Source organism: Pseudomonas fluorescens, assembly GCF_902497895.1.
Taxonomy (GTDB): Bacteria; Pseudomonadota; Gammaproteobacteria; order Pseudomonadales; family Pseudomonadaceae; genus Aquipseudomonas; species Aquipseudomonas fluorescens_BP.
This window is the reverse complement of sequence record NZ_CABVHQ010000048.1, coordinates 22,542-48,210: the sequence shown is the minus strand read 5'-3', so window position 1 is coordinate 48,210 and position 25,669 is coordinate 22,542. Positions and strand designations below refer to the sequence as shown.

At 58.4% G+C, this 25,669-nt stretch carries 16 protein-coding genes; 9 read left to right on the top strand and 7 right to left on the bottom strand.

Translation table 11 applies throughout. The features are described from left to right. The coding region (locus tag F8N21_RS21570) for an ATP-binding protein (protein WP_150644033.1) at positions 1–2,419 on the bottom strand (2,419 nt) is incomplete at its 3' end. 283 nt (positions 2,420–2,702) lie between these two features. Between F8N21_RS21570 and F8N21_RS21565 the strand changes: the two genes are divergently transcribed. Together F8N21_RS21565 and F8N21_RS21560 are read left to right on the top strand one after the other, a co-directional pair. Further along, positions 2,703–4,358 carry a bifunctional 3-(3-hydroxy-phenyl)propionate/3-hydroxycinnamic acid hydroxylase gene (locus F8N21_RS21565; RefSeq protein WP_150644032.1) on the top strand — a complete coding sequence of 552 codons (1,656 nt, stop codon included), beginning with the start codon at positions 2,703–2,705 and terminating at the stop codon, positions 4,356–4,358. Between the two features lie 2 nt (positions 4,359–4,360). After that, the gene (locus F8N21_RS21560) at positions 4,361–5,008 is read left to right on the top strand and encodes a TetR/AcrR family transcriptional regulator (RefSeq protein WP_150644031.1); all 648 of its coding nucleotides are present in this window, start codon (positions 4,361–4,363) and stop codon (positions 5,006–5,008) included. A 324-nt stretch (positions 5,009–5,332) separates the two neighbouring features. Here the strand turns inward: F8N21_RS21560 and F8N21_RS21555 are convergent, their stop codons facing one another. Beyond that, the gene (locus F8N21_RS21555) at positions 5,333–6,568 is read right to left on the bottom strand and encodes an NADH:flavin oxidoreductase/NADH oxidase family protein (protein ID WP_150644030.1); all 1,236 of its coding nucleotides are present in this window, start codon (positions 6,566–6,568) and stop codon (positions 5,333–5,335) included. Positions 6,569–6,890: 322 nt separating this feature from the next. Between F8N21_RS21555 and F8N21_RS21550 the strand changes: the two genes are divergently transcribed. From F8N21_RS21550 to F8N21_RS21530, 5 genes are all read left to right on the top strand, one after another. Next, positions 6,891–7,505: a TetR/AcrR family transcriptional regulator gene (locus F8N21_RS21550; RefSeq protein ID WP_150644029.1), complete on the top strand. Its 615-nt coding sequence runs from the start codon at positions 6,891–6,893 to the stop codon at positions 7,503–7,505. An 85-nt stretch (positions 7,506–7,590) separates the two neighbouring features. Further along, positions 7,591–8,682 carry a VOC family protein gene (locus F8N21_RS21545; RefSeq protein WP_150644028.1) on the top strand — a complete coding sequence of 364 codons (1,092 nt, stop codon included), beginning with the start codon at positions 7,591–7,593 and terminating at the stop codon, positions 8,680–8,682. A 175-nt stretch (positions 8,683–8,857) separates the two neighbouring features. Further along, on the top strand, positions 8,858–9,814 hold the full coding sequence (locus tag F8N21_RS21540; RefSeq protein WP_150644035.1) for a fumarylacetoacetate hydrolase family protein: 957 nt from the start codon (positions 8,858–8,860) through the stop codon (positions 9,812–9,814). After that, positions 9,814–11,715 (top strand): acyl-CoA synthetase, encoded by a 1,902-nt coding sequence (locus F8N21_RS21535; RefSeq protein WP_150644027.1) that lies wholly within the window; start codon positions 9,814–9,816, stop codon positions 11,713–11,715. The genes F8N21_RS21540 and F8N21_RS21535 overlap by 1 nt, the downstream gene beginning before the upstream one ends. A 161-nt stretch (positions 11,716–11,876) precedes the next feature. Then, complete coding sequence (locus F8N21_RS21530; protein WP_150644026.1) at positions 11,877–13,196, top strand: outer membrane protein transport protein; 1,320 nt, start codon at positions 11,877–11,879, stop codon at positions 13,194–13,196. A gap of 177 nt (positions 13,197–13,373) precedes the next feature. Here F8N21_RS21530 and F8N21_RS21520 read toward each other — a convergent pair whose 3' ends face one another. After that, a complete protein-coding gene (locus tag F8N21_RS21520; protein ID WP_150644025.1) occupies positions 13,374–14,711 on the bottom strand; it encodes an MFS transporter in 1,338 nt (445 codons plus the stop codon). 275 nt (positions 14,712–14,986) lie between these two features. On the opposite strand from F8N21_RS21520, the gene F8N21_RS21515 reads away from it, so the two are divergent. Next, positions 14,987–19,756, top strand: a complete 4,770-nt coding sequence (locus tag F8N21_RS21515; protein WP_150644024.1) for a DUF3320 domain-containing protein — start codon at positions 14,987–14,989, stop codon at positions 19,754–19,756. A 714-nt stretch (positions 19,757–20,470) separates the two neighbouring features. On the opposite strand, the gene F8N21_RS21510 is transcribed toward F8N21_RS21515, so the two are convergent. After that, positions 20,471–21,886: a purine-cytosine permease family protein gene (locus F8N21_RS21510; RefSeq protein WP_150644023.1), complete on the bottom strand. Its 1,416-nt coding sequence runs from the start codon at positions 21,884–21,886 to the stop codon at positions 20,471–20,473. A gap of 444 nt (positions 21,887–22,330) precedes the next feature. Between F8N21_RS21510 and F8N21_RS21505 the strand changes: the two genes are divergently transcribed. Then, positions 22,331–23,242 carry a LysR family transcriptional regulator gene (locus tag F8N21_RS21505; RefSeq protein WP_150644022.1) on the top strand — a complete coding sequence of 304 codons (912 nt, stop codon included), beginning with the start codon at positions 22,331–22,333 and terminating at the stop codon, positions 23,240–23,242. A 15-nt stretch (positions 23,243–23,257) separates the two neighbouring features. Here the strand turns inward: F8N21_RS21505 and argE are convergent, their stop codons facing one another. The 3 genes from argE to F8N21_RS21490 all read right to left on the bottom strand — a co-directional run bounded on the left by argE (position 23,258) and on the right by F8N21_RS21490 (position 25,666). Next, entirely contained in the window at positions 23,258–24,409 is a 1,152-nt protein-coding gene (argE, locus tag F8N21_RS21500) for an acetylornithine deacetylase (protein WP_150644021.1), read from the bottom strand. After that, positions 24,406–25,083 (bottom strand): DUF1028 domain-containing protein, encoded by a 678-nt coding sequence (locus F8N21_RS21495; RefSeq protein WP_150644020.1) that lies wholly within the window; start codon positions 25,081–25,083, stop codon positions 24,406–24,408. Before F8N21_RS21495 ends, argE begins: the two co-directional genes overlap by 4 nt. Positions 25,084–25,249: 166 nt before the next feature. Next, positions 25,250–25,666 carry a RidA family protein gene (locus F8N21_RS21490; protein WP_008027166.1) on the bottom strand — a complete coding sequence of 139 codons (417 nt, stop codon included), beginning with the start codon at positions 25,664–25,666 and terminating at the stop codon, positions 25,250–25,252. Positions 25,667–25,669: the final 3 nt, after the last annotated feature.

The following is a 25,669-nucleotide window of genomic DNA, read 5'->3' as shown; positions in this document are numbered from 1 at the left end:
CGTCGGCCCAGCCGCGCCACCAGCGGCAAGCCGTACGCCCGAGTGCGAGCGAATACTCATCGACCAGCGTCTGCATGTCGTCAGCCAGCGCTGCCACACGCACAGGGTTCCCCATCCGCACCTCGATCAACACCTCCTGCCAGGTGGCGACCAGCCAGGTCATAGGCTGGCGAAGCGCCTGTGCGCGGGTCCGCGCCCGCTGCATGTGGGCTCGGCCTTGCTCAACCAGGCCAGAACGCACGAGTTCTATGGCCAGCATACCGTGCAGCATGACCTGAGGATCCGCCGCAAAGATCTCGTTCGCCCCGATGTTCAGCGGCTCGGCGATCGCGAGGGCGCGCTCCAGCCAACTGCGGGTCGTCTGCGTGCGACCCTGGAGGTGATGCACCTCGCCCTGCACGATGCACGCCGCCAGCATGAGCTCTTGATCATTTGCGTCGCAGGAGAGGGCTTCAGCACGCTCCGCCACCTCCAGCGCCAGCGCATACTCGCCGCGCAGACCGAGTAGATAGCCGAATCCGTGCAGCAGGCGACCGCGCATCGGATGCTCGGGCACATCCGCCAGTAGCCTGTACGCGCGTTCGAACGCGTTCCTGGCTTCGCTGCCGACACCGAACGTGTGGAAAGCCGACACCCCCTGCAGCGTGGCCAAGGTAATTTCGAGCGCATCGCGCTCCGTCCCTTCTGGTGCCTGCGTCAGCAGGACCAACGCGCGCTCAGTGAGGCCGATGCACAAGACCGGGCTGAAGTGCAGCAGCGCGGCTTCTGCGGCCTCGGCGTAGTAGCGCAGCGCGATCATCGGCTGCCGAGCCCGGTCGAAGTGCATTGCCAGCTCCGAGGCAGCAACCGGCACACCGGCCGCGCGCTCGCGTTCGAGGGCAGCGCCCACCTGGCGATGGAGGTGGGTGCGCAATGAACGCGGTGTGCGGTCGTACAGCACCTGGCGGAAGAGAGCATGCCGGAACGAGTAGGGTAGCTCTACCGTCTCTTCAACTTCGGTGGCCCGCGACCGTGTGAGCCATACCTGCTCGCGTACCAGTTCCTCGCAGGTGTCGGCCACAGAAGCGAGGTCGCGCTCGAGGGCCAGCGAAACCGTTTCAACCCGGAATTCGACTCCGCACACCGCTGCTGCCGAGAGCAGCGCACGCTGCTCCTGCCCAAGCTTGGCGATGTAGTGATCAATGATGGCCGCGAGGTTTTCAGGGACCGCCACACCCGCAAGCCGAGCCTCGATAGTGGCGTCGTCGTCCGTTGGGTCCATCACTTCACTGATGACTGACGACACGAACAACGGCACACCGTCAGTGCGCTCGTGCAGGGCACGCACGAAGGCTTCATCGCGCGCTAGCGAGGCTGAATGCAGCGCAACATAGTCAGCGATCTCGGTTTCCGAGAACGGATCGAGCACCACTTCCTCGCACAGACGTTGCAGGCGCAGTTCGTGGCGCAACGAGCTGAGCGGATGATCGAGCGCTACCACCTCGGCGAGGCGCAAGCTCGACAGCCACATAAGCCGCGAGCGGCCACGTCGCCGCGCCATATAGTCGATGAGCTGGACCGTCGCCCGATCGCTCCAGTGCAGGTCTTCGGTCACCAGCAACAGCGGGCGCTGCTCTGTGTAGCGGTCCAACAGTTCACCCATTTCCCTCAGCATGCGGTCCGGACCGACGCCGGCAAGCTCGCGCCGCAATGCGTCTCGCTCCTGCGTAGTGCTCAGCCACGGCAGTTGCAACAGCCAGGTCGGCGCCACGGCGCGCAGCAGCGCCGGCAGGGTGGGGTCGCTGCGGCACAGATCGGCCAACGCCTCCAGCACCGGCAGGTACGGCTCGCCGGTGCCGTAGTGTTCCACGCAATGGCCGCGTGCGCAGGCGATGCCGCCAAGGCTGGCGAGGAAATACTCGATCAACGTGGTCTTGCCAATCCCCGGTTCTCCGGCGAGCCAGACTATTGCACGTTGGCCGCCGTAAGCCCGCTCCCACGCCCTTTGCAGCTTTGAGACCTCGTTGGTGCGACCGATGAATGACGGCGACGGATGTGTGCCGGCCGCGGGTACCGTCGCGGATGCAGGCGGCATCGAAGGTGCAGGGGAGGGCGCGGCGATGAAGCGATAGCCGCGCCGCGACACAGTCTCGATGAAGCGGGGCTGCCTGGGGTCGTCGCCCAGCACCTTGCGCAGATCGCTGATGGCCGTCTTCAGCACTGAATCGCTGACGAACCGATGCCCCCACACGGCATCAAGCAAAGCATCCTTGGTCACCAGCGATCCCGGCTGGCGCGCAAGTACGCAAAGCAGTGTGAATGGAGTTGGCGCCAACGCCACGGCTTCTCCATTACGTAACAAGCAGGCGTTGGCCTCGTCGAGCTCGAACTCGACGAAGCGGAGCTGGACTGGGTTCGGATGGGGCTGCGGACGCGCCACGTTTGATTCCTGAAGACTAAAACATAGTTTCTAGTATTGGGCCATTACTCCCATGACAACGCTGATCGGCTAAGAAGCCAAGCCTCACCGGTCGGAAACTGACGCAAACCAGCCCGTCACACCTTCGGCAAGGCCACGTGGCCTCATTCTGGTGCGTTAATGATCTCAAAAAATTAATGACAAATACATCAATATTGATAAATGTCTCATTTTTGAATATCTTCACTTTGCCTGACGATGAGACCTGCGCGTCTCACGACTTCAATCACAACAAGGGCTCGAGATGAACAACAAGAAAGTTTCCGAATTGCCTCCCTCCGCCGTCGATGTGCTGATCGTCGGTAACGGTCCGGTAGGTGCGACAATCGCGGCGCTGCTCGGCCGCTATGGGGTAACGACACTGGTACTGGACAAGACCCATGAGGTCCTGCTAATGCCCCGCGCCATTGCCCTGGACAACGAGGCGCTGCGCATCCTGCAACTCGCCGGATTGTCGGAAGACGCTTTCGAGAAGATCGCTATCCCTGAAGTGAGGATGCACTCCCCGGTTCTCGGGCAATTCAGTCGAGCCAATACCGCAGGGTGTATCGACGGCCATCCCAAGCTTGTGACTTTCTATCAGCCCGACCTCGAACGAGCGATGCGCAGCCAGGTTTCCAGGCTTAAGTCAGTGACTAGCCTGGGTGGCTTCGAACTTGAGAATCTGGTCGAGGAATCGGACTGTGTCGTCGCCTCCGTACGTGATCAACATGGCCACTTGCATTCCGTTCGCGCGCAGTACCTGGTCGGTGCGGATGGCGCAAGCTCCAAGGTCAGAGCACTGATTGGCCAGGAATTCGAAGGACAAACCTATGCAGAGGATTGGCTGATTGTCGATGTCATGAACCGGCATAAGTCAGCGATTGATCACGTTGAGTTTATCTGTGATCCACGGCGCCCAACGCCGCACATGCCCGCTCCCGGCGGAAGGGAGCGTTGGGAATTCATGCTCCACCCAGGCGAATCCCGGGAAGAGCTGGAAAGCCCGGAAAGCATAGCCCGACTGATCGCGCCATGGATCAATCCGCAGGAGCTGGAAATCGAGCGCAAGGCGGTGTATCGATTCCACGCGCGCTGCTGCAATAGATTCAGTAAGGGACGCACCTTTCTCGCAGGAGATGCAGCCCACATTACCCCTCCCTTTGTCGGGCAAGGTCTCGTTGCAGGCCTTCGAGATGGCGCCAACCTGGCCTGGAAACTGGCCTGGGTCCTTCGCGGCCATGCAGCGCCTTCAGTGCTCGATACCTATGACGTAGAGCGTCGCCCCCATGCCCAGGAGATGATCAATCTGGCGAAACTCATGGGCCGCCTGGTGATGCCCAGAAACAAGATCGCAGCTTTCTTCGTCCATGGCCTGATGCGCATGCTGGCGTTGACTCCCGCTACCAGAAGGTACTTCGAACAGCTGGACATCAAGCCGAAGAACATCTTCAAACACGGACTGTTCGTGCAGCATCGTCGTGGCGATAAGCTGGTTCGTGGCAGTCTGTTTCCCCAAGCCTGGGTTCGCAACATGCAAAAGCAGGTCAAATTGAGCGACGATGCTCTTGGAGACTACCTGACCCTGGTTGGATTCGGTGTTGACCCGTTGTCACTGCTGACCAGCGCTCAGGTCGTTTCCTGGGAAAAAATGGGAGGCCACTTCCTGGAGATCAGAACACGCGGCACGCGCTCCGGTGGCAGTTGCGACTTCATCGAAGACCTGAACCATGACATCCTGCCGCTGGCTGCTAAAGGAACGCTGGTCGCGGTTCGCCCCGACCGCATCATCATGCACCACGTCCCTGGCTTCGATGCAGGCAGTCTCCTTCGAGACTGCATGGGCCTGTTGGCTAGCGCTGACGCCACAGCCAATAGCGTTTCCATTACCATTAGCGAGCCCCCTCGATTAAGAGCCTGAAGATGCCTTTCCCCACTTTTCCTTCAGAAGCAACTGCGCAAGAGCCTCTCACGCGAGGCCACAAGAAGCGTGAACGCACCCGTCGCGGCCTGGTGGACGCGGCATTGCGTCTTATCGCGCGTAAGGAGGTGGGGGAGATCGCACTGCTCGAGGTAGCCGCGGAGGCCGCGGTATCCAACGGCACCATCTACAACTATTTTCGAACTCGCGACGAAGTACTCGAGGCGGTTGGCATCGCCATGGCCACCGAGTTCTCGGATGCCATTTCCGCCTTGAGCTCGGACGTGCACTGCGGAGCACAGCGGCTTTCGATTGGTGTGCGCATGTTCGTATGCCGGGCCGCCGACGACCATCAATGGGCGAACGCACTGCTGCGCATTATCCATTTCGATAAGGCCATGCGCTCGCGTTTGGCTGCTCATGTGCTTGGCGACCTGCGTGAAGGTCTGCGCGCGGGCACTTTTGCTTATGAGGACGAAGGGGTCGCCATGGACTTGGTCGTATCCTGCACAACCGGAGCAATGCGTGCGGTTGTCGAGGGGCGTGCGGTGGCGGAGCACGATCTGCGGGTCGCCGAAATGGTTCTCAAGGCTCTGGGCGTAACCCCTGCCAGAGCCAGGAGAATTGCCGGCAAGCCGCTACCCGTCTAGTCCTGATGTCATCCTCGGCCGGCTAAGCCTCAATGCCGTTGTAGGAGCGAGCTTGCTCGCGATGGACTCAAGGGCGGCGCGTTTATTCAGAAAATACGCGTTATCGTTAACGTCCATCGCGCCCTGAGCCTTTCCGTCAACTCGGTTTGGCTGTGTTCTGGATCACTACCCCATGAACGACACAAGACCTGTGGGAGCGAGCTTGCTCGCGATGGATTCAAGGGCAACGCGTTTATTCAGAAAACCCGCGTTATCGTTAACGTCCATCGCGAGCAAGCTCGGCTCCTACAAAAAGCTGCGTTCGCTTAACTGAACGGCATTGGGCTAAGCCCGGTCAATCCATTGCCGATAGTTCTTCGCCTGGCGACGAGCCTTCAGCTGATTGCCGATCAATGCCATGAGTGGCGACGTCCTGGGTTTTGTCCGTTTCCCTTGGCTCAACAAGCCGAGCTGCTTCTTGATCACCGACGCCACTGCCAGCGATGCCAGCGCCTTGTTCTTCCAGCGGACAACGATAGGCTCCACTTCGGTGTCCTGACCAGCTATCCACTGGCTCGGCAGGGCCGGCTCGATTGCCAGCGCAGTGGCAAGCCCCACCATCGACACCGAGCCGCTCACTACTCGCTCCGCCACCTCCTTTCTGCGCACGCCACCGGTGACCATCAGCGGCATGCGCGCTATTTCTCCTACTTTCTCCGCGAACTCGAGAAAATAGGCTTCTCGAGCCAAGCGACTACCATCGCGGGTCTGCCCCTGCATCGCCGGGCTTTCGTAGCTGCCACCTGACAATTCGACCAGGTCGACCGCCTTGGCGTTAAGCATTTCCACCACGCGAGCCGCATCCTCGGCATCGAAACCGCCGCGCTGAAAGTCCGCGGAATTGAGCTTCACCGCGACGCAAAAGGTCGGTGCCACTCGCTGACGTATTGCGTCGATGGTTTGCAGGAGAATTTGCGCACGATTTTCCAGGCTGCCACCCCAGCGGTCGCTACGCCGGTTGGTCAAGGGCGAAAGGAATTGGCTGAACAGGTAGCCATGGGCTGCATGAATCTCCACACCGGTGAATCCGGCACGCTCGGCCAGAGCTGCTGCCTGGGTATAGCGCTCAATCAGCGCTTCGATCTCCTGCTCATTCAAGGCCCTGGGCGGCACAAAAGCCTTTGATAGTCCGGGAATGTCGACAGCAACCGCGGAGGGTCCCCGTGCCGGTTGTCCCATTGAGGCCAATAGCTGCCGTCCGGGATGATTGATTTGCATCCAGGCCTGGGCTCCGCGACTGCGGCAAGCATCGGCCCATAGGCTGAATTTACCCAGGTTCCGATCGTCCTCAAGCACTACGCCAGCCGGTCCGGTCAAGGCGTGGCGGTCAACCATGACGTTGCCAGTGATGATCAGACCAGCCCCACCGTCCGCCCAACGCCGATAGAGCCTGACCAGCGCTTCCCCTGGAGCGTGATCCTCATTGGCAAGGTTCTCCTCCATGGCAGCCTTGGCGATACGGTTTGGAATCACCGTGCCGTTAGGCAATCGAAGCGGTTCGAAGAGCTTTGAGCCGGTCATGTTCTGTCCTTCATGAATGAAAAAACGGCCAGCCATCGCTCAGGTTTGTTGAAGTCCTGGTTTACATCGATGGGCCGGTTTGATGGCCCTGCCGAGAGGGCGAGCCAAAGAACATGGAGCTGAACATGCGTGTTCAAATAAGTCAACGCGTGGACATCTGAAAGGCTCCTCATGGATCTTGCCATATCACTCAGAATGCCCAGATTTATGAGGCATATAACGGTTTTTATGGTGAGGCACGTATTTGATTCAAAAAACGTCGTTGACGTCTAATGAACACGCGTGTTCAATAAGGCCATAAGGTAATCCTGGAGAGAGAACCGTGGAATCCCTAAATCCAACACAGCGCCGCATTCATCAAGCCGCCTTTCGCCTGTTCGCTGAAAAAGGCACCTCGCAGGTGAACATCCTCGACCTCGCGCAAGAGGCAGGAGTGGCGCGCGGAACGGTCTATAGCAACATCGAAAGCATGGAAAGCCTGTTCGAGGCGGTCGCCAGTCATCTCGCGAGGGAGATGCATGAACGCGTCAACAAGAGCTTCAATTCCCTCTCCGATCCGGCTCAGCGCCTTGCCAATGGCGTTCGACTGTTCATTCGTCGAGCGCACGAGGACTCCCAGTGGGGGGCGTTCATCCATAAGTTCGCCATGAGCAACTCTTCGTTGCGCGAAATGTTTAGTAGCCAAGCGACTACTGATCTTCTGAGCGGACTTGCCACTGGGCGCTACCAGTTTCAGCAGGAGCAATTGCTCTCCGTACTGACACTGATTTCGAGCAGCACCCTGGGCTCGATTTTCCTGGTGCTGGAAGGTCACAAAACGTGGCGCGAATCGGGCTCTGACACCGCCGAGCTGGTGCTGCGGGCATTGGGTGTGCCGCCAGAGGAGGCGCGTGCGTTGGCGACCATAGAGTTGCCGGCACTTCCGTCTCTCGACTGAGCTCGTAACTGATTCAAGTAGACAACACCTCTGGTTTTCAGGGGTGCGGGATAGTTTTGCCCTAAAAACCCGGAAAACAAGAACAATGAACAATAGAAACGAATTGCACAGGTTGGCGACACCACAACCCGCCCGGCATCCGCAGCCGACGGTGAAGGCCCAGGATCTGACTCACCTGATCTTTCAAAGGCCGGACTTGGATCAGGCGGCGGGTTTCCTGACCGACTTCGGCCTGACGGTAAGTCGGCAGGACGCCGATACGCTCTATCTACGGGCCACCGAAGCGACTTCATACTGTTACCGTGTCCATCGTGCAGAACATGCACGTTTTGTCGGGTTCGGACTGGCAGTCCAGTCTCGCAAGGATCTGCAAAAGCTGACTCGAATCCCAGGCGCGTCAGCGGTAGAGAAATCGGACCATCCTGGTGGCGGGTATTCCGTCAGACTGACCGATCCGTCCGGTTTCATCGTGGAAGCCGTTTGCGAGCAGACTCCAGGCGAGACTCTGGCACATAGAGCGCCTCTGCACTGGAATCTGGCGCACGAGCAACCGCGAATCAACGCCACGCAACGCCCGCCGATTGCTCCACCTGAAGTACTCAGACTCGGTCACATCGTCATCGAAGTGGCCGACTATCAGGCGACCTGTGCCTGGTATACGCAGCATTTCGGATTTATTCCCAGCGATGTGCAGGTACTCCCCGACGGCACACCTATCGTCACCTTCATGCGCCTTGACCTCGGTGACATCCCCGCGGATCACCATGCGCTCGCGATAGCGCAAGGGTTCATGGCTACGTACAGCCATAGCGCCTATGAGGTCGTCGATGCAGACGCGGTGGGAATGGGGCAGCGCGTCCTGCGCGAGCGCGGTTGGGAACACTCATGGGGAATCGGCCGACACATTCTCGGCAGTCAGATTTTCGATTACTGGCAAGACCCTTGGGGCGATAAGCACGAGCATTACTGCGACGGGGATATCTTCACGGCCGCACAGCCTACGGGTATTCATCCTGTGAGCCCCGAGGCAATGGCGCAGTGGGGGCAGCGCATGCCCAAGAGTTTTACAAAACCCAAGATGAGCCTGGCCAAGCTGCATGCGCTGATCCGTAACCTGCGACGCAGCCCGGACCTGACCATTCGCAAGTTGATAACACTCATGCGGATGTTCGGGTAGGCCTGCCGCCATGTCGAAAAATTCAACCAGGTATGGCCGGCGGGATGTGCTCAAAGCCGGCGCTTTGATCGTCGGCGGCTCGTTGGTCTACAGCGTTGCCAGCCCCCCCTTAGAACAACACCACAGTTCTCGCGCCACCGAGCGCGGGACAAACGCCGCTCCAGGAGTACCTTCAATGTCTGCTGTACACGTAGTCCGCTTTGAATTTCAGAATGGTATCCACTGGGGCGTGCTACGCCAGGGCCGTATCACGGTTGTCCCCGGTACTTTTGAAACCACCGGTGACTTCATTCGCCAGAACAGTATCGACGACCTCGCTCAAATCAAAGGTACGGAACTTGCGGAGGGCGAAGTGAAACTGCTGTCGCCGGTGACCCGTAACCAGCAGTTCGTCTGCCAGGGCGCCAATTACCGTCAGCACATGATCGAATCGGGCATGGACCCGGATGCGAAGAAATTCAACATGATCTTCACCAAGGCGACGAGTTGCCTGGTGGCGGCTGACAGCGACCTGATCAAGCCGCGCCACGTGCGCTTCCTTGACTACGAGATCGAACTGGGCCTTGTGATGAAGCGCTCGATCACCGGCGCTATTGCTGTCACCGACGCCAATTTGCATGAGTTCATTGCAGGCGTCGTCATTGTCAATGACTACTCGGCGCGTGACATTCAGATTCCCCAGATGCAGTTCTATAAGGGCAAGAGCTACCGCACTTTCGGCCCGGTCGGCCCCTACCTGTGCCTGCTGGATGCCAAGAGCATGCATTACCTCAAAGCACTGCAGCTGCGCCTGACAGTCAACGACCAGGTGCGACAGAACGACAGCACGGCCAATCTGGTTTACGGCCCGGCAGAAACCCTGACCGAACTCTCTGCCTTGCAAGATCTCGCCGTTGGCGACTTGATCGCTACCGGCACTCCTGCCGGCTGCGCTCTAACGGTACCTTCGCCTGCCAAAATGCGCATTGCAGCCCTGATGCCAGAAGCCACCAAGTGGAAGCTTTTCCTCAAGGCGCAGGAGGGCCGGCCGCAGTATCTCAAGGCCGGTGACGTGGTCGAGGCGCGCATTCGCAGCGCCGATGGTGTGATCGACCTCGGCGTGCAACGCAACCGAGTCGTGGGGGAAGCCTGATGGTGGTGCAGACCCTGAGCGACATCGAAAATCTCGAACGAGTCCCCTTGTCGGAGCGTGGCCTGGCTTGCAGCACTTATGAAGCGCTGCGACAGGCAGCCGAGCGCACCCCCCAGGCGCCGGCGCTAAGCTTCTTCACCGATGCTGCCGATTTCAAGCGCACCTACCAGTGGAACTACTCCCAGCTCTTCGCGGATATCACCCGCGCGGCGAATGCCTTCGATGACCTGGGCATAGAACCGGGCGAGGTGCTCGCCTTTATCTTGCCCAATGTGCCGGAAACCCATTTCACGATATGGGGCGGGGAGGCGGCGGGCATCGTCATGGCGATCAATCCTCTGCTTGAGGCCAAGCAGATGGCTGGCTTACTGAATGCCGCAAAGGCATCCGTGGTGGTTACACTCGCGCCGACTCCAGGCAGCGATCTGTGGCCCAAACTGGCTTCGCAGCTGGATCAGTTACCCACGGTCAGGTCTGTCGTTTGGGTCAGCATGGAGCCCTATGTCGCCGAGCCAGTGAGTGGGGCCCTGAAAGCCGCGGCACTGAAGGAGCGAGACTTACACAGCGGTATCGCGATCCACGATTGGCAATCGCTGATGAATGCTCAACCGCACACACACCTCAAGAGCGGTCGGAAAATCCGCCAGGATGAGTGCTCCTCCTACATCTGTACTGGCGGCACCACCGGGCTTCCCAAGATCGCCGCGCGTAGCCATGGCTCGGAAGTATTCAATGCATGGGCCATGGCCGCTCACTTGCAGCCACGCAGTGGTGGCCAGGTTATCTTTTGTGGCCTGCCGCTTTTTCATGTCAATGGCCAGCTGGTTACTGGACTGATGCCTTGGACTCAAGGCGACCATGTGATCCTCGGGACGCCTCATGGGTATCGTGGCGAGGGGGTGATCCCACGATTCTGGGAGATGGTCGAGCACTTCGGTATCAACTTCTTTTCCGGCGTGCCAACTGTCTATGCTGCACTTCTGCAAAATGAATGGCAGGGCCGCGACCTGTCCAGTCTTCGCTATGCAATGTGTGGCGCCGCACCCATGCCGGCTGAGCTTTTCCGAGAGTTCGAGCGCCGGACCGGGCTAAAGATCCTTGAAGGTTACGGTCTTACCGAGGGCGCCTGCGTTTCCTCGGTCAATCCGCCCCATGGCGAGCGCCGTATCGGCTCCATCGGGATACGGATCGCCTACCAGGATATGCGCGCGGTCTTGCTCGATGATTCTGGAGAGTACCTGCGCGACGCCAACGTGGATGAGATCGGTCTCATCACGATCAGTGGTCCGAACCTCTTCAATGGCTATCTGGAGGAGCGTCATAACCAGGGCCTCTGGATCGATATCGACGGTCAGTGCTGGTTGAATACCGGCGATTTGGGTCGCCAGGATGCGCAGGGTTACTTCTGGCTGACCGGACGCAAGAAGGAGTTGATCATCCGCGGCGGCCACAACATCGATCCCAAGCAAATCGAGGAGGCTCTGCAGGCGCATCCAGCCGTCGCCTTGGCCGCTGCAATCGGCAGCCCCGATGCCTACTCGGGCGAGGTGCCAGTCGCCTACGTTCAACTGCGCCCCGGGCAAGTTTGCAACGCCGAAGAACTTGAGGCATTCGCCCATCGCAACATCAGCGAGCGGGCAGCCGTTCCCAGGCGCATTGAAATCCTCGAAGCATTGCCACTGACTGCCGTGGGCAAGATATTCAAGCCCGCCTTGCAGCAGCGGGAGATTGCCAAAGTAGTCCAGCAGGAAGTGGAACGTCTGGGGCTTTCGGATATTGCTGTTGAAGTCGTGCAGGACAATCGTCGTGGGCAGGTTGCCTGCATCAAGGCCGGAACTAACCAGGAAATCCTGGCGCCGCTCCTGGGGCGCTATAGCTTTCCAATCGAGTGGCTTAATTGAGTCTCTGATTCGCATCCGCAGTACAGCAATGATGCCCTGGTGCTGTTCGGCCAGGGCCTTTTACACAACTTCGATCAACTCCAACCGGCACTGAGAAGTGCACAGGACGGCGAAGCCTTGCCTGCGTGCAATCAACAAAAACAAGAAACAAGAGGTGGAAAATGAAACTGAATAGCCGTGTGATCCCGTGTCTCTCTGTTCAGCGAAAGTGTGCTGTCTGGATAAAGTTCACCAGTGCCATGGCACTCCTCAGCGCCTCTACAATGGCAGGCGCCAATGGCATTGCCCTTAACGAACAAAGCGCCAGCAGTGCGGGGACTGCGTATGCGGGAAGGTCGTCATCCGCGCTGGACGCCAGCACCATCTTTGGAAACCCTGCAGGTTTGACCAAGTTGAAACGCAGTGAGATTTCCGGCGGCGCCGCGGTCGTCTCGGTGAGCGACGACATCAGTGATGCGCAGAGCAGTGCCCCAGGAACGAATGAAGGGGACTCGGTACCTTTGGCGGTCGTGCCCTTCGCCTATATGTCGACGCCGCTTGACGATCGTTTTTCGATTGGTCTGGGCCTCTATGCTCCGAGTGGTCTGATCAATGATTACGAGGGCTCTTTTCAGGGCCGCTACCATGGTTCCTATAGCACGACCAAGGAAGTAACCCTGCAGCCCACCATTGCCTGGCGGATCAATGATTACGTGTCCATTGGTGGCGGACCGACCATAAACCATTTCAGTGCAAAGCTTCAGAATTACCTGGCCACCGGCGCCTTGAACAACGGTCAGGACACACTGGTCACCATCAAAGGCGATGACACAGCCATTGGCTACAACGTCGGCCTCCTGGTTGACTTGAGTGATGCAACTACTTGGGGGATTACCTATCACTCGAAGGTGGACTATGAACTCCAAGGGCATACTGAGGTTAACGGCTCCCCGAGCGTTATCCCGCTGGACGGAAAGTATGACAACAAGATAGACCTTACTATGCCCGAATCCGTGGACACGTCCATCACCCATCGTTTCAATAGTCGCTGGACAGGATACCTGGGGACCACCTGGAAACGTTGGAGCCGGATCAAGAAGGTCGAGGCAGTCAACAGCGGTCTTACCCCCGTGGGCCAGGCGGCTGGCCTGGGAAGTGTGATCGAAGAAATGAACTGGCGCGACACTTGGTCCACCGCCGTTGGCGCCTCCTACCAATTGAACCAACAATGGCTGCTGCGCGCAGGCTATGCCTATGATCCGTCGCCCATCAGGAATGCCGATCGCAGCGTGCGCATTCCGGTTGGGAATCGCCAAGCCGTGACTTTGGGCGGTGCTTATTCGCCGAATGACGATCTGACGATAGACTTCGCTTATGGTTATCTCTGGGATTCCAAAGTTTCCATAAAACAAGAGAACAACTCCGGTCTTCAACCGGCATACAGTGCCAACTACGACAATAGTGCGAATGGATTTTCAGTGCAGGCAACCTATCGGTATTAATAACTTGCCAAATTGGGCCTGCTGGACGAAGTTCCGGCCTGCACGGACCTGGCCACCAAACCGTGGGTCGAGGAGGGCGGCGTGGCCGTGCTCAATCAGCCGATATCCGCTCTGGACCTAATGCTGACGGAGTGCGGTGACTTGGCCTCAGGTCACCGAGGCTGCCATATGTACCTCTCAATGCGCTGCGAGAGCCGGACCTTTGATTACACCTGGTTGGGTGCGAATGATCATGAGTCCTGCCGCCGCGATCACCAATGGCACGATCAGCGCTGAGTAATAGCCCGCAGGGCCACCGTGTTCGAGAAACCAGCCGCCACTGGCCGATCCGATAATGGCCCCGACCCGACCCAGTGCAATCGCCCAGCCTGTTGCAGTTGCACGCAATGCAGTGGGATATGCCTGGGCAACCATGTAGTTCAACACGATTTGCTGACCGCCAATGCCTAAGCCCGCGCAGCCGGCGAGGATGAATACCAGTGTCCAGTTGTTGCCACTGTTGGCCAGTCCCAGGCACAGAAGAATGCCGAAAAGAAACAGGGCCAGCAACAATAGCCGAGTGTTGATTTTCGGCAGCATGATCGAGAGTGGAATGGCACACACAACAAACACCGCGTTGACCGCAACAGTCCCCATGGGCGCTTGTTCAGCTGGTAATCCGGTGGCTTTGAGAACGGTGGGTAACCAGGATAGAAACATGAACCAGGCAACCCAGTTAAAAAGATAGATCGTCCATATGCCAAAGGTATTACGCGCGAGTCCGCCACTGAACAAGGAGGTCACGCTGGTTTTTACATCCATCTCCGGGACACTAAAAATACTGTTGGGAGATAGTTGGCTTTTGGTGATTGTGGCGACAATTCTCTCAATCTTTTTACGACTGATAACTGGTCGGTGTCTGGTTAAAAAATACAACGACTCCGGCAGTGCGAATATCAATACAACCACCAGTGCCAGCGGTACGATACCGCCGACGGCAAAGATGCCTTGCCAACCTATCGTGGGTAACATTTTGGCGGCCAACAACCCCCCAAGAATGGCTCCAGCGGGCAAGCCGAGTAAAACCGTGGTCATGATCGTGCCACGATGTTTAGCGCTGCCGTACTCGGCCGCGAGCGACAGGACAACGGGTGTTGCGCCGCCCATTCCGAGCCCGGCAATAAATCGCAACACCAGAATCTGCTCGGTTGTCTGGGCAAAAGCGGTCGCCAGGGACGCGACACCAAATAAGGCTACCGATCCGATAATCGTCGGTCGCCGACCAAATTTATCACCCAGCAAACCCAATGCCATTGCCCCGAGCACCATGCCGACAATTCCTGCTGTCAGGATAGGCGCCAACGCGCCTGCGCCCAGTCCGAATGCCTGGATGATCGAGGGGCCGGTGAATGCAATCGCCTGAGTATCGAATCCGTCCAGGATGGCGACAAAAAAACACAGGCCAAAGACTCGCCACTGAAAAGCGCTTAATCGAGTGCTGTCGATTAACTCGGGAATGGAATAGTGGGTACTCATGGCTGCTCCGATCAAAGGCATTTTTATAATTTTTGTGCGCAAGCAAAGCCTGCCGAGTCACAGGCTAAGTGCGGCGCCCGCCAGGGTCTAATATCATTCGGGTGCTGTACGATACCTAAGAGGTATGATGGGCAGAGTGCTGAATGAAAAATAGTTCTATAGGCACCATTAGTCCGTTGTGATGGCGTTGATCGTCGTTCATGATCCGCGTTTGTGCCGTTAATTGATGGAAATCTGTTTCGTTTCCCGTCTCGACCGCGTTTCAAGAGAGCCTCATGAATTCTGGGATTAGTCAAAAGCTGCAGGGTAGCCGCAAGGAACTGCTCGATATCGGCCTTCGCAACACCATGCTGAACTTCCGCGCTTCAGCCAAGACGTTGGCGGTGGTGGATGAACTGTCCGAGTCGGTATTCCACCTGCTTTATCGGCAGGAGAAGGCCATGAGTTTCTCGCCGATGGCGCGCCAGAAGTTGGCGGCGTTGGCGAAGGCGGTGCCGCCCGAGGGAGCGGACGCTCAGGACGCAGCGACTGATGAGTTACTGTTGCATGAGCTCGACGGCTTGGGCGAATCGAGTATTGTCGACGATGAGGTGGACGAGTCGGGTCGGGCGCGGCGGCATACGGATACGCGCCTGCAGACGGCATTGGATGAGGAACGCCTTTTTCTGCAGCTGTTGAGGATTCACAGTGAGGCGCGAGGCTTTATCGAGGAGCAGGGGGTAAACACTCTGTTTCTGGCACTGGGCTTCCTTCATTGGTACGAAGCGGACAGCTCGGAAACCCTGCGCAAGGCTCCCTTGATGTTGTTGCCGGTGACCCTCGAACGTAGCGGTGCAAAGGATGCCTTCAAACTGAGGCATTCCGGCGACGAGTTGATGCCCAACTTGTCGTTGATCGCCAAGCTCAAGACTGATTTTGGTCTCGACCTCGCGGCCTGTGAGTTCAGTGAGGATCGCTTCGATGCCACTGAAGGTAGTCTCGACAGCTTTTATGCCGAAGTGACGGATCTGGTAAGCAAGCAACCCCGCTGGAAGGTTTCAACAAACGAGGCTGCGCTCGGGTTCTTCTCGTTCGGCAAGTTCCTGATGTTCAAGGATCTGGACCCGAAGAGTTGGCCGCAGGACCAGCAGCCCGATGCCCACCCGGTAATCAACCGGCTTCTGGGGTCTGGCTTCGGTGACCAGCGGCCGGCCTATGCCGAGGATGTAAACATCGACTCGGTGCTCCAACCTGGGGAAGTGCGATTCGTCAAAGATGCAGACAGTAGCCAGACTGAAGCGATTCTCGAAGTGCGAGAGGGCGCCAACCTGGTTATCCAGGGGCCGCCGGGCACTGGTAAGTCACAGACCATCACTAACATCATCGCCGAACTGATTGCCCAGAAAAAAACCGTGTTGTTCGTAGCCGAAAAAATGGCCGCTCTTGAGGTGGTTAAACGTCGACTCGACGAATGTCACCTGGGTGATGCGGTGCTTGAATTGCACAGCCACAAGTCGACCAAGCTATCGGTGCTCAAAGAGCTGGGGCGCACGCTTGAACAAGGCCGCCCGCTGACTAAGGTGGGCGCGGATGATCTGACCAACCTGGCGGAACTGCAAGGCAACTTGAACCGTTACTGTGCGGCAGTGAGTGCGACTGTAGGTGCCAGCGGCATGGATTTTGTCGAGATACTGGGTCGTTACCTCAAACTCAAACACAGCTACGGTGTGTTGCCGACGATTGCTTTCGCACCAATGGTGTCCTGGACCCACACCGATCAGCTGAAACGCCGAGAGTTGGTTGAGGAACTGACACTTCATCTCAAGGAAATGGGGCGCCCGGACCAAAACCCGTTCTGGGGAAGCAAGCGAACTTACTTCTCTCCCATTGAACAGAACAATGCGAACGATGCGTTGCAACAGGCAAGTGCGCATTTAGCCGCTCTGGACGCTGCCGCCAAGGCGCTATCGACTCGACTGATGCTGACCCAGCCGGCCACCCTCGCGGACGTTGCTGTCATCTGCCGCGCTGCAAGTCGGGCGGCCGAAGCGCCTCGTTTGCAAGGCGTGGAGCTGAGTACAGGTGACTGGCAGCTGCGTCGCGATGCAATTCGCGAATTACTCGATGCCGGCCAGCGCATGAGCCAGTGCAAGGCCAACCACGGCACTCAGTTGATCGAGGCCGCGTGGGAACAGGATCTGTTGGAGGTTCGGCAGAACCTGCTGGCCTACGGTGACAAGTGGTGGAAGGTATTTTCGGGGCGCTATCGCACGGCCAAAAGTCGTTTGCAAGGGCTTGCACAGGGCGCGCTGCCTGGCAGCAATACCGAGCAGCTCACTCTGGTCGACTCGGTTCTGGCCTATCAACAAAGCCAGAAGGTTTATCACCAACATGAGGGGCTGGGCAGTGCCCTTTTCGGTGCTCAATGGCAGCGTCAGCAGTCCGACTGGGCAGTACTGGACCGCGTAAGTACCTGGGTTGTTCAGCTCTATGAAGACCTCGGCAATGGCCATGTACCACAAGGGATCATTGCATTCCTCGCGGGTCACACGGACGCCGGCGGGCTTGGGGAAACGGTCAGTGATATCGAGGAACATCTCGCTGGCCTTGATCAGGCATTGCTAGCGGGTCTGGAAGTCATCGGCATGCAGGATGACACCGCGCAAACCCTGCGCAACCTGGATCTGTCTGCCTTGGGCGCACGCTTGCAGTTATGGCAGGCCAGCCTCGGCGCGCTTTACCAGATGGCTCGTTTCAACGTGTTGTCGGACGAAGTGCATCAGGCCCAACTGGACGAGTTGCTAAACATTGCCCTGCGCAGCGAAACGCCCGACCAGATACCTGCCATCCTCGACTTTTCCTGGTACTCGGGGCTTGTGCAAAAGGCCTACGCTGAAAAACCAGCGCTACAGCAATTTGACCGCATCAAGCACGAACATCAGATCGCCAGGTTCAAAGCACTTGATGCTGCTTCGTTGAACCATGCTCAAACGTATTTGGCGCGCCAGGTCTGGGAGAACATGCCCAATGTGAACCAGCCGGGTGAAATGGCAACACTGCGTGCAGAACTGAATAAGAAGCGCCGGCACATTCCAATTCGCCAGCTGATCGACAAGGCTGGTCGGGCGATTCAGCAAATCAAGCCGGTCTTCATGATGAGCCCCATGTCCATCGCTAACTTTCTGCCTCCAGGCAAGCTGGATTTCGACGTGGTAGTGTTCGACGAAGCTTCTCAAGTCAAGGCCGTCGATGCATTTGGTGCGATATTGCGCGGCAAGCAAGTGGTGGTGGTAGGTGACACCAAACAGATGCCGCCTAGCGACTTGTTCAGCCGCGACATCGCGCCTGATGACGAGAACGACGCCACCGCAGACATCGAAAGTATCCTCAGTCTGTTCAAGGCAGCGGGCAGTCAGGAACGCTACCTGCGCTGGCACTACCGCAGCCGGCATGAATCACTTATCGCCGTCTCCAACGTTGAGTTCTATGACAGCAAGCTGGTTGTATTCCCTTCTGCTGGACAGCATCTCCACGCTAAAGGCGTCAGCTTCGATTACCTGCCACAGGCACTGTATGACCGTGGTCGCACACGAACCAACAAGGACGAAGCCAAAGCAGTCGCCCATGCGGTGATGAAACATGCGTTGGAGACGCCGGAACTTTCTTTGGGGGTGGCTGCATTTAGCGTCCCACAGCGGGATTTGATCAGCGTTGAAGTTGAGTTGCTGCGGCGTAAGACACCTCAGGCCGAAGTATTTTTCACCGCACAGGGCAGCGAGCCGTTTTTCGTAAAAAACCTTGAAAACATTCAGGGTGATGAGCGTGACGTGATCTTCATCAGCATTGGTTATGGCCGCAATGAATCCGGTCGTATCGCCCGTGAATTTGGCCCGCTCAATAAAGACGGCGGGCATCGCCGACTCAATGTTTTGATCACGCGGGCCAAATTGGCAATGCGCGTATTCTGTAACTTCCGGGGCGATGAGCTGGACATTGATGCCACCGCCAAACACGGCGTACGGGCCTTGAAAAACTTCCTCAAATACGCGGAAACGGGCGAGTTGGAAGTCGCCAAGGAAACCGGCAAGGCTACTGACTCGCCCTTTGAGGATGAGGTTATCCGGGCTTTGCGTGATCTTGACTACCAGGTAGAGCCGCAAGTCGGCACAGCCGGTTACTTCATTGACCTCGCAGTGAGAGACCCCGAGTTCCCAGGCCGATACGTGCTGGCCGTTGAATGCGATGGTGCGGCCTATCACAGTTCGCGCTCTGCGCGTGATCGCGATCGGTTGCGCCAAGGTGTGCTTGAGGGCCTGGGCTGGAACTTCCATCGTATCTGGAGTACCGATTGGTTCCGCAATCCCAAGCAAGAAATCACCCGCACAGTGGCGGCGATCGAGGCGGCTCGCGAACGTATAACCAACCGTCGTAACGTCGCGGTTACAGAAACTTTGATCGAACCCGCGCATGAAATTCTTCGCGACGAAAGCGTTGCCGAAGTCGAACTGGTTGCCAGCCAGCGTTATGAAAAGGTACAGCTCTGTGCAGTGACCACCCAAGTGGAACTGCATCAACACCAGCCCGAACACCTGCTGCGGTTGATCCGCACAGTGGTGAATGTCGAATCGCCGGTGCATTCAGCGGAGGTCACTCGACGGCTCATGGAGGCTTTCGGGGTGACACGGCAAGGGTCAAGAATCACTGCCGCCGTGGAGGACGCCATTGGCATGGGCATTAAGCAGAGACACTTTTTGCGCCGTGGGGAATTTCTTCACTTGGTCGAGAATCGTCCGGTTGTAATCCGTAGCCGAGCGCATTGGGAGTCCACCGAACGCAAACTGGAGTGGGTCGCGCCGGAAGAGCTCGACAAGGCGCTGATAGAAATCATCATCTCGGGGTTTTCCATGAGTCATGACGATGCGATCTCTGGAGCCCTGAGACTGCTTGGCTTTGGCCGCGCCACGGCCAAGGTGACAGCGTTATTGGAAGCAAGAATCGAGCAATTGGTGCGTGATAGACGGTTGGATTTGAGAGAGGGCCGGCTGGTGGTGTCTACTTCTGGCTGATGGGGGAGGCCGTTGTAACCGGGTAACTAAAGGTGAAGGATTTATTGAAAAATAGATCCGTCACCTTTTATCGTTTTTTATCGTCACCTTTTATCGTCACCTTTTATCGTCACCTTTTATCGCGCCAAGGACGCACGCGCACTCCACACAAACAGGCCGGCCGGTCGACCGCCTCGCTTTTGCTTTTGCGGTGCACGCCCCCTCGAGAGGCTTCGTTCCGGTTCTGCGCAGTGGGCAACCCGGCATGGATGCCGGGTTAGCCGCCCCCGGCCATGGATGGCCGATGGCGGCGGGCCCACGGAGCAGGACCGGAGCGAGGGCATCCTGAGCCTAGGCGAAGGGCCGAACGAAAGGGGCAGGAGCCCTTTGGTTACTTTGGGCTGGGCCGGCACTCCGGCTCTTTTCCAAAGTGACCCGCCGTAAGGGCGGAACCATTAGTGCCCGTTACCGCAGAAGTGGATATGTACACCCTCAAGAGCCAGGCTGGCTGCCAGGCCGTCATCGCGAGCAAGCTCGCTCCCACAGTTGACCTGTGTACATCCGCAAGAGACAGGTGAGGGTGAAGACAGTATCTATGCCGATCGGGAATGGCTGCTCAAAAACAACAAAGCCCCAAATCATCGGGGCTTTGTCCTTTGGGCGACAATCAACGTTGATATTGAATGTCAGAACCTGATCGCGAGCAGGCTCGCTTCCACAGGGATTGCGCTTCAGTTACATGCTGTTGGCCAGTTTCCCGGTCGTCAACCGGCGCTTGTAGGCGCTGTCGCGGCTGGCCAACCAGAAATACAACGGCGAAGTCACCAGCAACCCCACCACCCAGGACAAATCGGCCCCATTGATGTGCGCCGAAATCGGCCCGACATACAGCGGCGTGTTCATGAACGGAATCTGCACCGCAATACCAATCGCATAGGCCAACAGCGCCTGCGGGTTGTACCGCCCATAGATCCCGCCATCGACCTGGAAGATCGAGTCGATGTCGTACTGACCTTTGTGAATGGCGTAGAAGTCGATCAGGTTGATCGCGGTCCATGGCACCAGGACCACCAGCAACACCAGCACCATGTCGACGAAGTGGCCGATGAAGTCGGCGGAGGCGCCGACCGCGGCGAAGCAGCAAGCGACCAGGACGATGACCGAAATCACGGCGCGACTTTTGGCAGTGGGAATCCAGCGGTAGGCGAAGGTCTGCACCAGGGTGATGATGGACAGCACGGCGCCGTACAGGTTGAGGGCGTTGTGGCTGATGACGCTGAGCAGGAACAGCACGAGCATCAATGGGCCGATGGAGCCGGTGGCGAGTTTTACCGCGTCCATGGTGTCCATGCCGACGGGCGTTGCCAGTACCGCGACGGCGCCGAAGATGAACGACAGGCTGGAGCCGAGTGCCGAGCCGAGGTAGGTGGTCCAGAACGTGGCGGCGACTGGCACATCCTCCGGCAGGTAGCGCGAGTAGTCAGACACGTAGGGTGCGAAGGCGATCTGCCAGAGTGCGGCCAGGGATACGGTGGCCAGCCAGCCTGCGATGTTGAAGCTGCCGCGGGTGAGGAAGTCGGCGGTCTGGACGTGGGTCAGGATGTAGCCGAAGCCCAGCACGATGCCGATGCCCAGCACCCAGGTGCCGATGCGGTTGAGCACGTGGATGAAGCGGTAGCCGATGATGCCGATGATGCCCGAACCGAGGGCGCCGATGACGATGCCCACCGGCACTGGCACGCTGTCGACCACGCCATGCAGGGACTTGCCGGCGAGGACGATGTTGGAGGCGAAGAAGCCGATGTACATGATGCCGGCGATCAGCACCACCAGCAGTGCGCCGAGGGAGCCGAACTGGGCGCGGCTCTGGATCATTTGCGGAATGCCCATCTGTGGACCTTGCGCCGAGTGCAAGGCCATCAGCACGCCGCCGACCAGGTGCCCGACCAGAATGGCGACGATGCCCCATACCAGGTTCAGCTGAAACAGTTGCACGCCCAGGGCGCCGGTGACGATGGGCAGCGGCGCGATGTTGCCGCCGAACCAGAGGGTGAACAGGTCCCTGACTTTTCCGTGGCGATCTTCGGGGGGCACGTAGCCAATCGTGTGTTTTTCGATAAGCGGAGCGGAGGTTGTTGCTGTGGTGACCATGGCGAACTCCAAGGCAAGGATGAGTACGTGGACGTACTTCGGTGAGCGCCGCGCGAACGACGCTTTTCTTGTTGGAGCGATGATGTGCAATGCGTCGGGATAGATAAATTAGTAAGTTTGTTGCTTCAAACCTTAAAAAATATATGCCCGGGGGTTTTGTGGCTCCGGTATGTTCAACCTTGGTCGCGGGTCGCCTCAGATCCTCCGTGGTGCCTGGTTTTGCGACGGCTGCGCCACAGAATTGTGCGCCAAGCCGATCCCTGTAGGAGCTGCCGCAGGCTGCGATCTTTTGATCTTGAAAAGCAAAATAAAAAGATCGCAGCCTGCGGCAGCTCCTACGGGATCGGGTTTACACGCGGTCAATACAGTGACCGTGTGCAGCCATGAGGTTGTGCGGAAGCTGCCGATTCCTTGATCTTGATGTTCTCTTTTCTGGAGGTCCCCATGGCCGCTTACAACCTGCGACAGCTCAGGTATTTCGTCACCACCGCCGAGTGCGGCAGCGTGGCGGAGGCCTCGCGCAAGCTTTATATCGCCCAGCCGTCGGTGTCGACCGCGATCAAACACCTTGAAGAAAGCTTTGGCGTGCAGCTGTTTATCCGGCATCACGCCCAGGGTGTTTCGCTGACGCCGAGCGGTTCGCGGTTTTACCGAAAGGCACTGGAGCTGCTGCGAGTCGCTCATGAGTTTGAGCAGAATGCGCTGGCGGACAACGATGTGGTGGCGGGGCAGATCGATATTGGTTGTTTTGAAACGGTGGCGCCGTTGTACCTGCCGCGGTTGATCGCTGGTTTCAAAGAGCGCTGGCCCGGTGTGGAGATCCGGATTCGCGATGGCGAGCAGCAGGAATTGGTGCAGGCACTGACCGCTGGCAGCATTGATCTGGCGATGCTGTTCGAGCATGACCTGGACAGCACGATCGAGACGGTGCCGCTGATGCCGCCGCAGCAGCCGTATGCCTTGCTGCCGGCGGACCATCGCTTTGCGCAGCAGGCGAAAGTGTCGCTGGATGACCTGGTACTGGAGCCGATGATTTTGTTGGACGTGGTGCCGAGTCGCACTTACTTCGTGAGCATTTTTGAAGAGCGTGGGCTGAGGCCGCACATTGTGTTCAGCTCACCTTCGATCGAGATGGTGCGGGGGATGGTCGGGCGGGGTTTTGGCTTTTCGATCCTGGTGACCAAGCCGTTTTCCGAATACACCTATGACGGGCAGAAAGTCGTGTGTGTACCGCTGGCCGAAACCGTAACCGGCTCTGGTTTGTCCGCGGCGTGGCTGAGAAGGGCGCAACTGACCAAACCGGTGCAGCTGTTCGTGGATCATTGCCAGGAAGAACTGGCCCGACTGTATACCTGAGCGTCGGGCCAATCATCAGCGGCTAATCGACAGTAGCATCCGTTGCAGCATTTCATCGCAGCCGTTCAATTGCTCCAGGCTGACAAACTCATCCGGTTTGTGGCCCTGGTCCATGCTGCCGGGGCCGCAGACCACTGTCGGAATACCTGCGGCGTCAAACAGACCACCCTCGGTGCCGAACGCCACTGTACCGAACTCCCGGGAACCCGAAAACGCGGCGATCAGCTCAGCGGCTTCGCTGTGCGCATCGGTTGCCAAACCGGGATACGCCGACAACTCACTGAAGCGGATGTCGCTCTGTTCACTCACGGCGCGCATGCGGGGTAACACCTGTTGCTCGGCGTAAACCTTCAACGCTTGCGCAACCACGCTTGGGTCCTGTGAGGGCAGGGCGCGGATTTCAAAGTCGAAGCGACAATCGGCGGGCACAATGTTCAAGGCTTTACCCCCGGAGATGACGCCGGTTTGCACGGTGCTGAATGGCGGATCGAAACGGGTATCGTGATGCTCTGGCGCTTTGAGCCTGTGGCCAATCCGCCCCAGTTCACCGATCAGTTCGGCGGCGTATTCAATGGCGTTGACCCCCAGCGGCGCGTACGCGGAATGGCAGGCTTCACCGTGAATGTCGCAGCGCATCGCCAGTTTGCCCTTGTGGCCCAACACCGGTTTGAGTTCGGTCGGCTCGCCAATGATGCAGAGCATCGGTTTGACCGGGCGCTGCTCCAGCGCTTTGAGCAGCGAACGCACCCCAAGGCAGCCGACTTCCTCATCGTACGAAAACGCGATATGCACCGGCAGCCGTAGCGTGGCCTTCACCAGCGACGGGACCAGGGCGAGTACGCAGGCGATGTAGCCTTTCATATCCGCTGTGCCGCGACCGTAGAGTTTGCCGTTGCGCTCAGTGAGTTCGAACGGCGCAACCGTCCACGGCTGGCCGTCGACGGGCACCACATCGGTGTGCCCCGAGAGCACGATGCCCGGCCGATCCGCCGAGCCGATGGTCGCGAACAGATTGGCCTTGCTGCGCTGCTCGTTGTAGACCAGTTCGCAAGGCACATCGAAGCGTTCGAGGTAGTCGCGGACAAACTCGATGAGCTGCAGGTTGGATTCGCGGCTCGTGGTGTCGAACGCCACCAAGGTTTTCAGCAAATCGAGGCTGTTGCTCATCGGTCGTCTCCGGCGACGCCGTAGCCAGGCGACCTGTCCGGGGCCAGGGCGCGGTCGATGTAGTCTTGAACCTGTGGGCGATAGGCGTCCCATAGTTTTTCAAGCTGGCCAATCGGATCCTCATCGGCCCAATCGACCCGCAGGTTGATGATCGGCCAGGTCAGTTCGCCGACCACCACCACAGCAGCCGAATGCACAGGCCCGGCTTCACCTCCCGCCACCACAGCCGCGTTCATCGCCGTGAGCAAGCGATCGGTCAGTTGACCCTCACCGTTCTCGAATGCCCTGACCATGGCCTCGATCACCGAACGATCCGCCAGCATGTTGCCGGCGGCCACGCATTGTTCACCCGACACGGCGTTGTGGTTGCCCAAGGTTTGCGCGCCGCTGAAGTGTGCGGTGCGACCGAGGTGGTCAATCGCGGTGATTTGTCGATATTGGCTGTAGCCGTTGCGGGTCAAGACCTTGTCCAGGGCCTCAAAGGGCGCGAGGCCTTGTTCCATAAGGGCGAGGACTTCCGGGCCGAGGGAGGGCAGGGTGATGTTTTGTGTCGAAACGGCGCCGACACCGGGCAGCAGCCAGGGGCAGCGAGCGCCGACGGCGATGCTTGAGGAACTGATCGCGATGCCGAACTGACCGGTTTCGGGGCAACGGGCGGCGATGGAGAAGGTCATGGTTTTTGCTCCGTGTTTAGCCTTGGCAAAATGGGTGTCTGTGCGGGCGCCATCGCGAGCAAGCTCGCTCCCACAGTTGATTGGCGTCGTGCACAAATCTGTGACCACTGAAGATCCACTGTGGGAGCGAGCTTGCTCGCGATGACCGCGACTCGGTCTACCTGTGTTACTCAGGAATCACCGCAATCACATCAATCTCCATCAACCACTGCGGCTGCCCCAATGCCGACACCACCAACCCGGTCGAAATCGGAAACACCCCTTTAAGCCACTTGCCCACTTCCTGATAAACCGGTTCGCGGTAACGCGGATCGATCAGGTAAGTAGTGGTTTTCACTATGTGGCTGAGGTCGCTGCCGGCCTCTTCCAACAACTGTTTGACGTTGCGCATGGCTTGCTCGGTTTGCGCCCGCGGGTCGCCCAGGCCCACCAGGTTACCTTCGAAATCGGTGCCGACCTGGCCGCGAACATAAACGGTGTTGCCAGCCCGGACGGCCTGGCACAGGTCGTTGTCCAGGCTCTGGTTCGGGTAGGTTTCCTTGGTGTTGAACATGCGAATACGGGTATGGGTTGGCGTGGACATTTG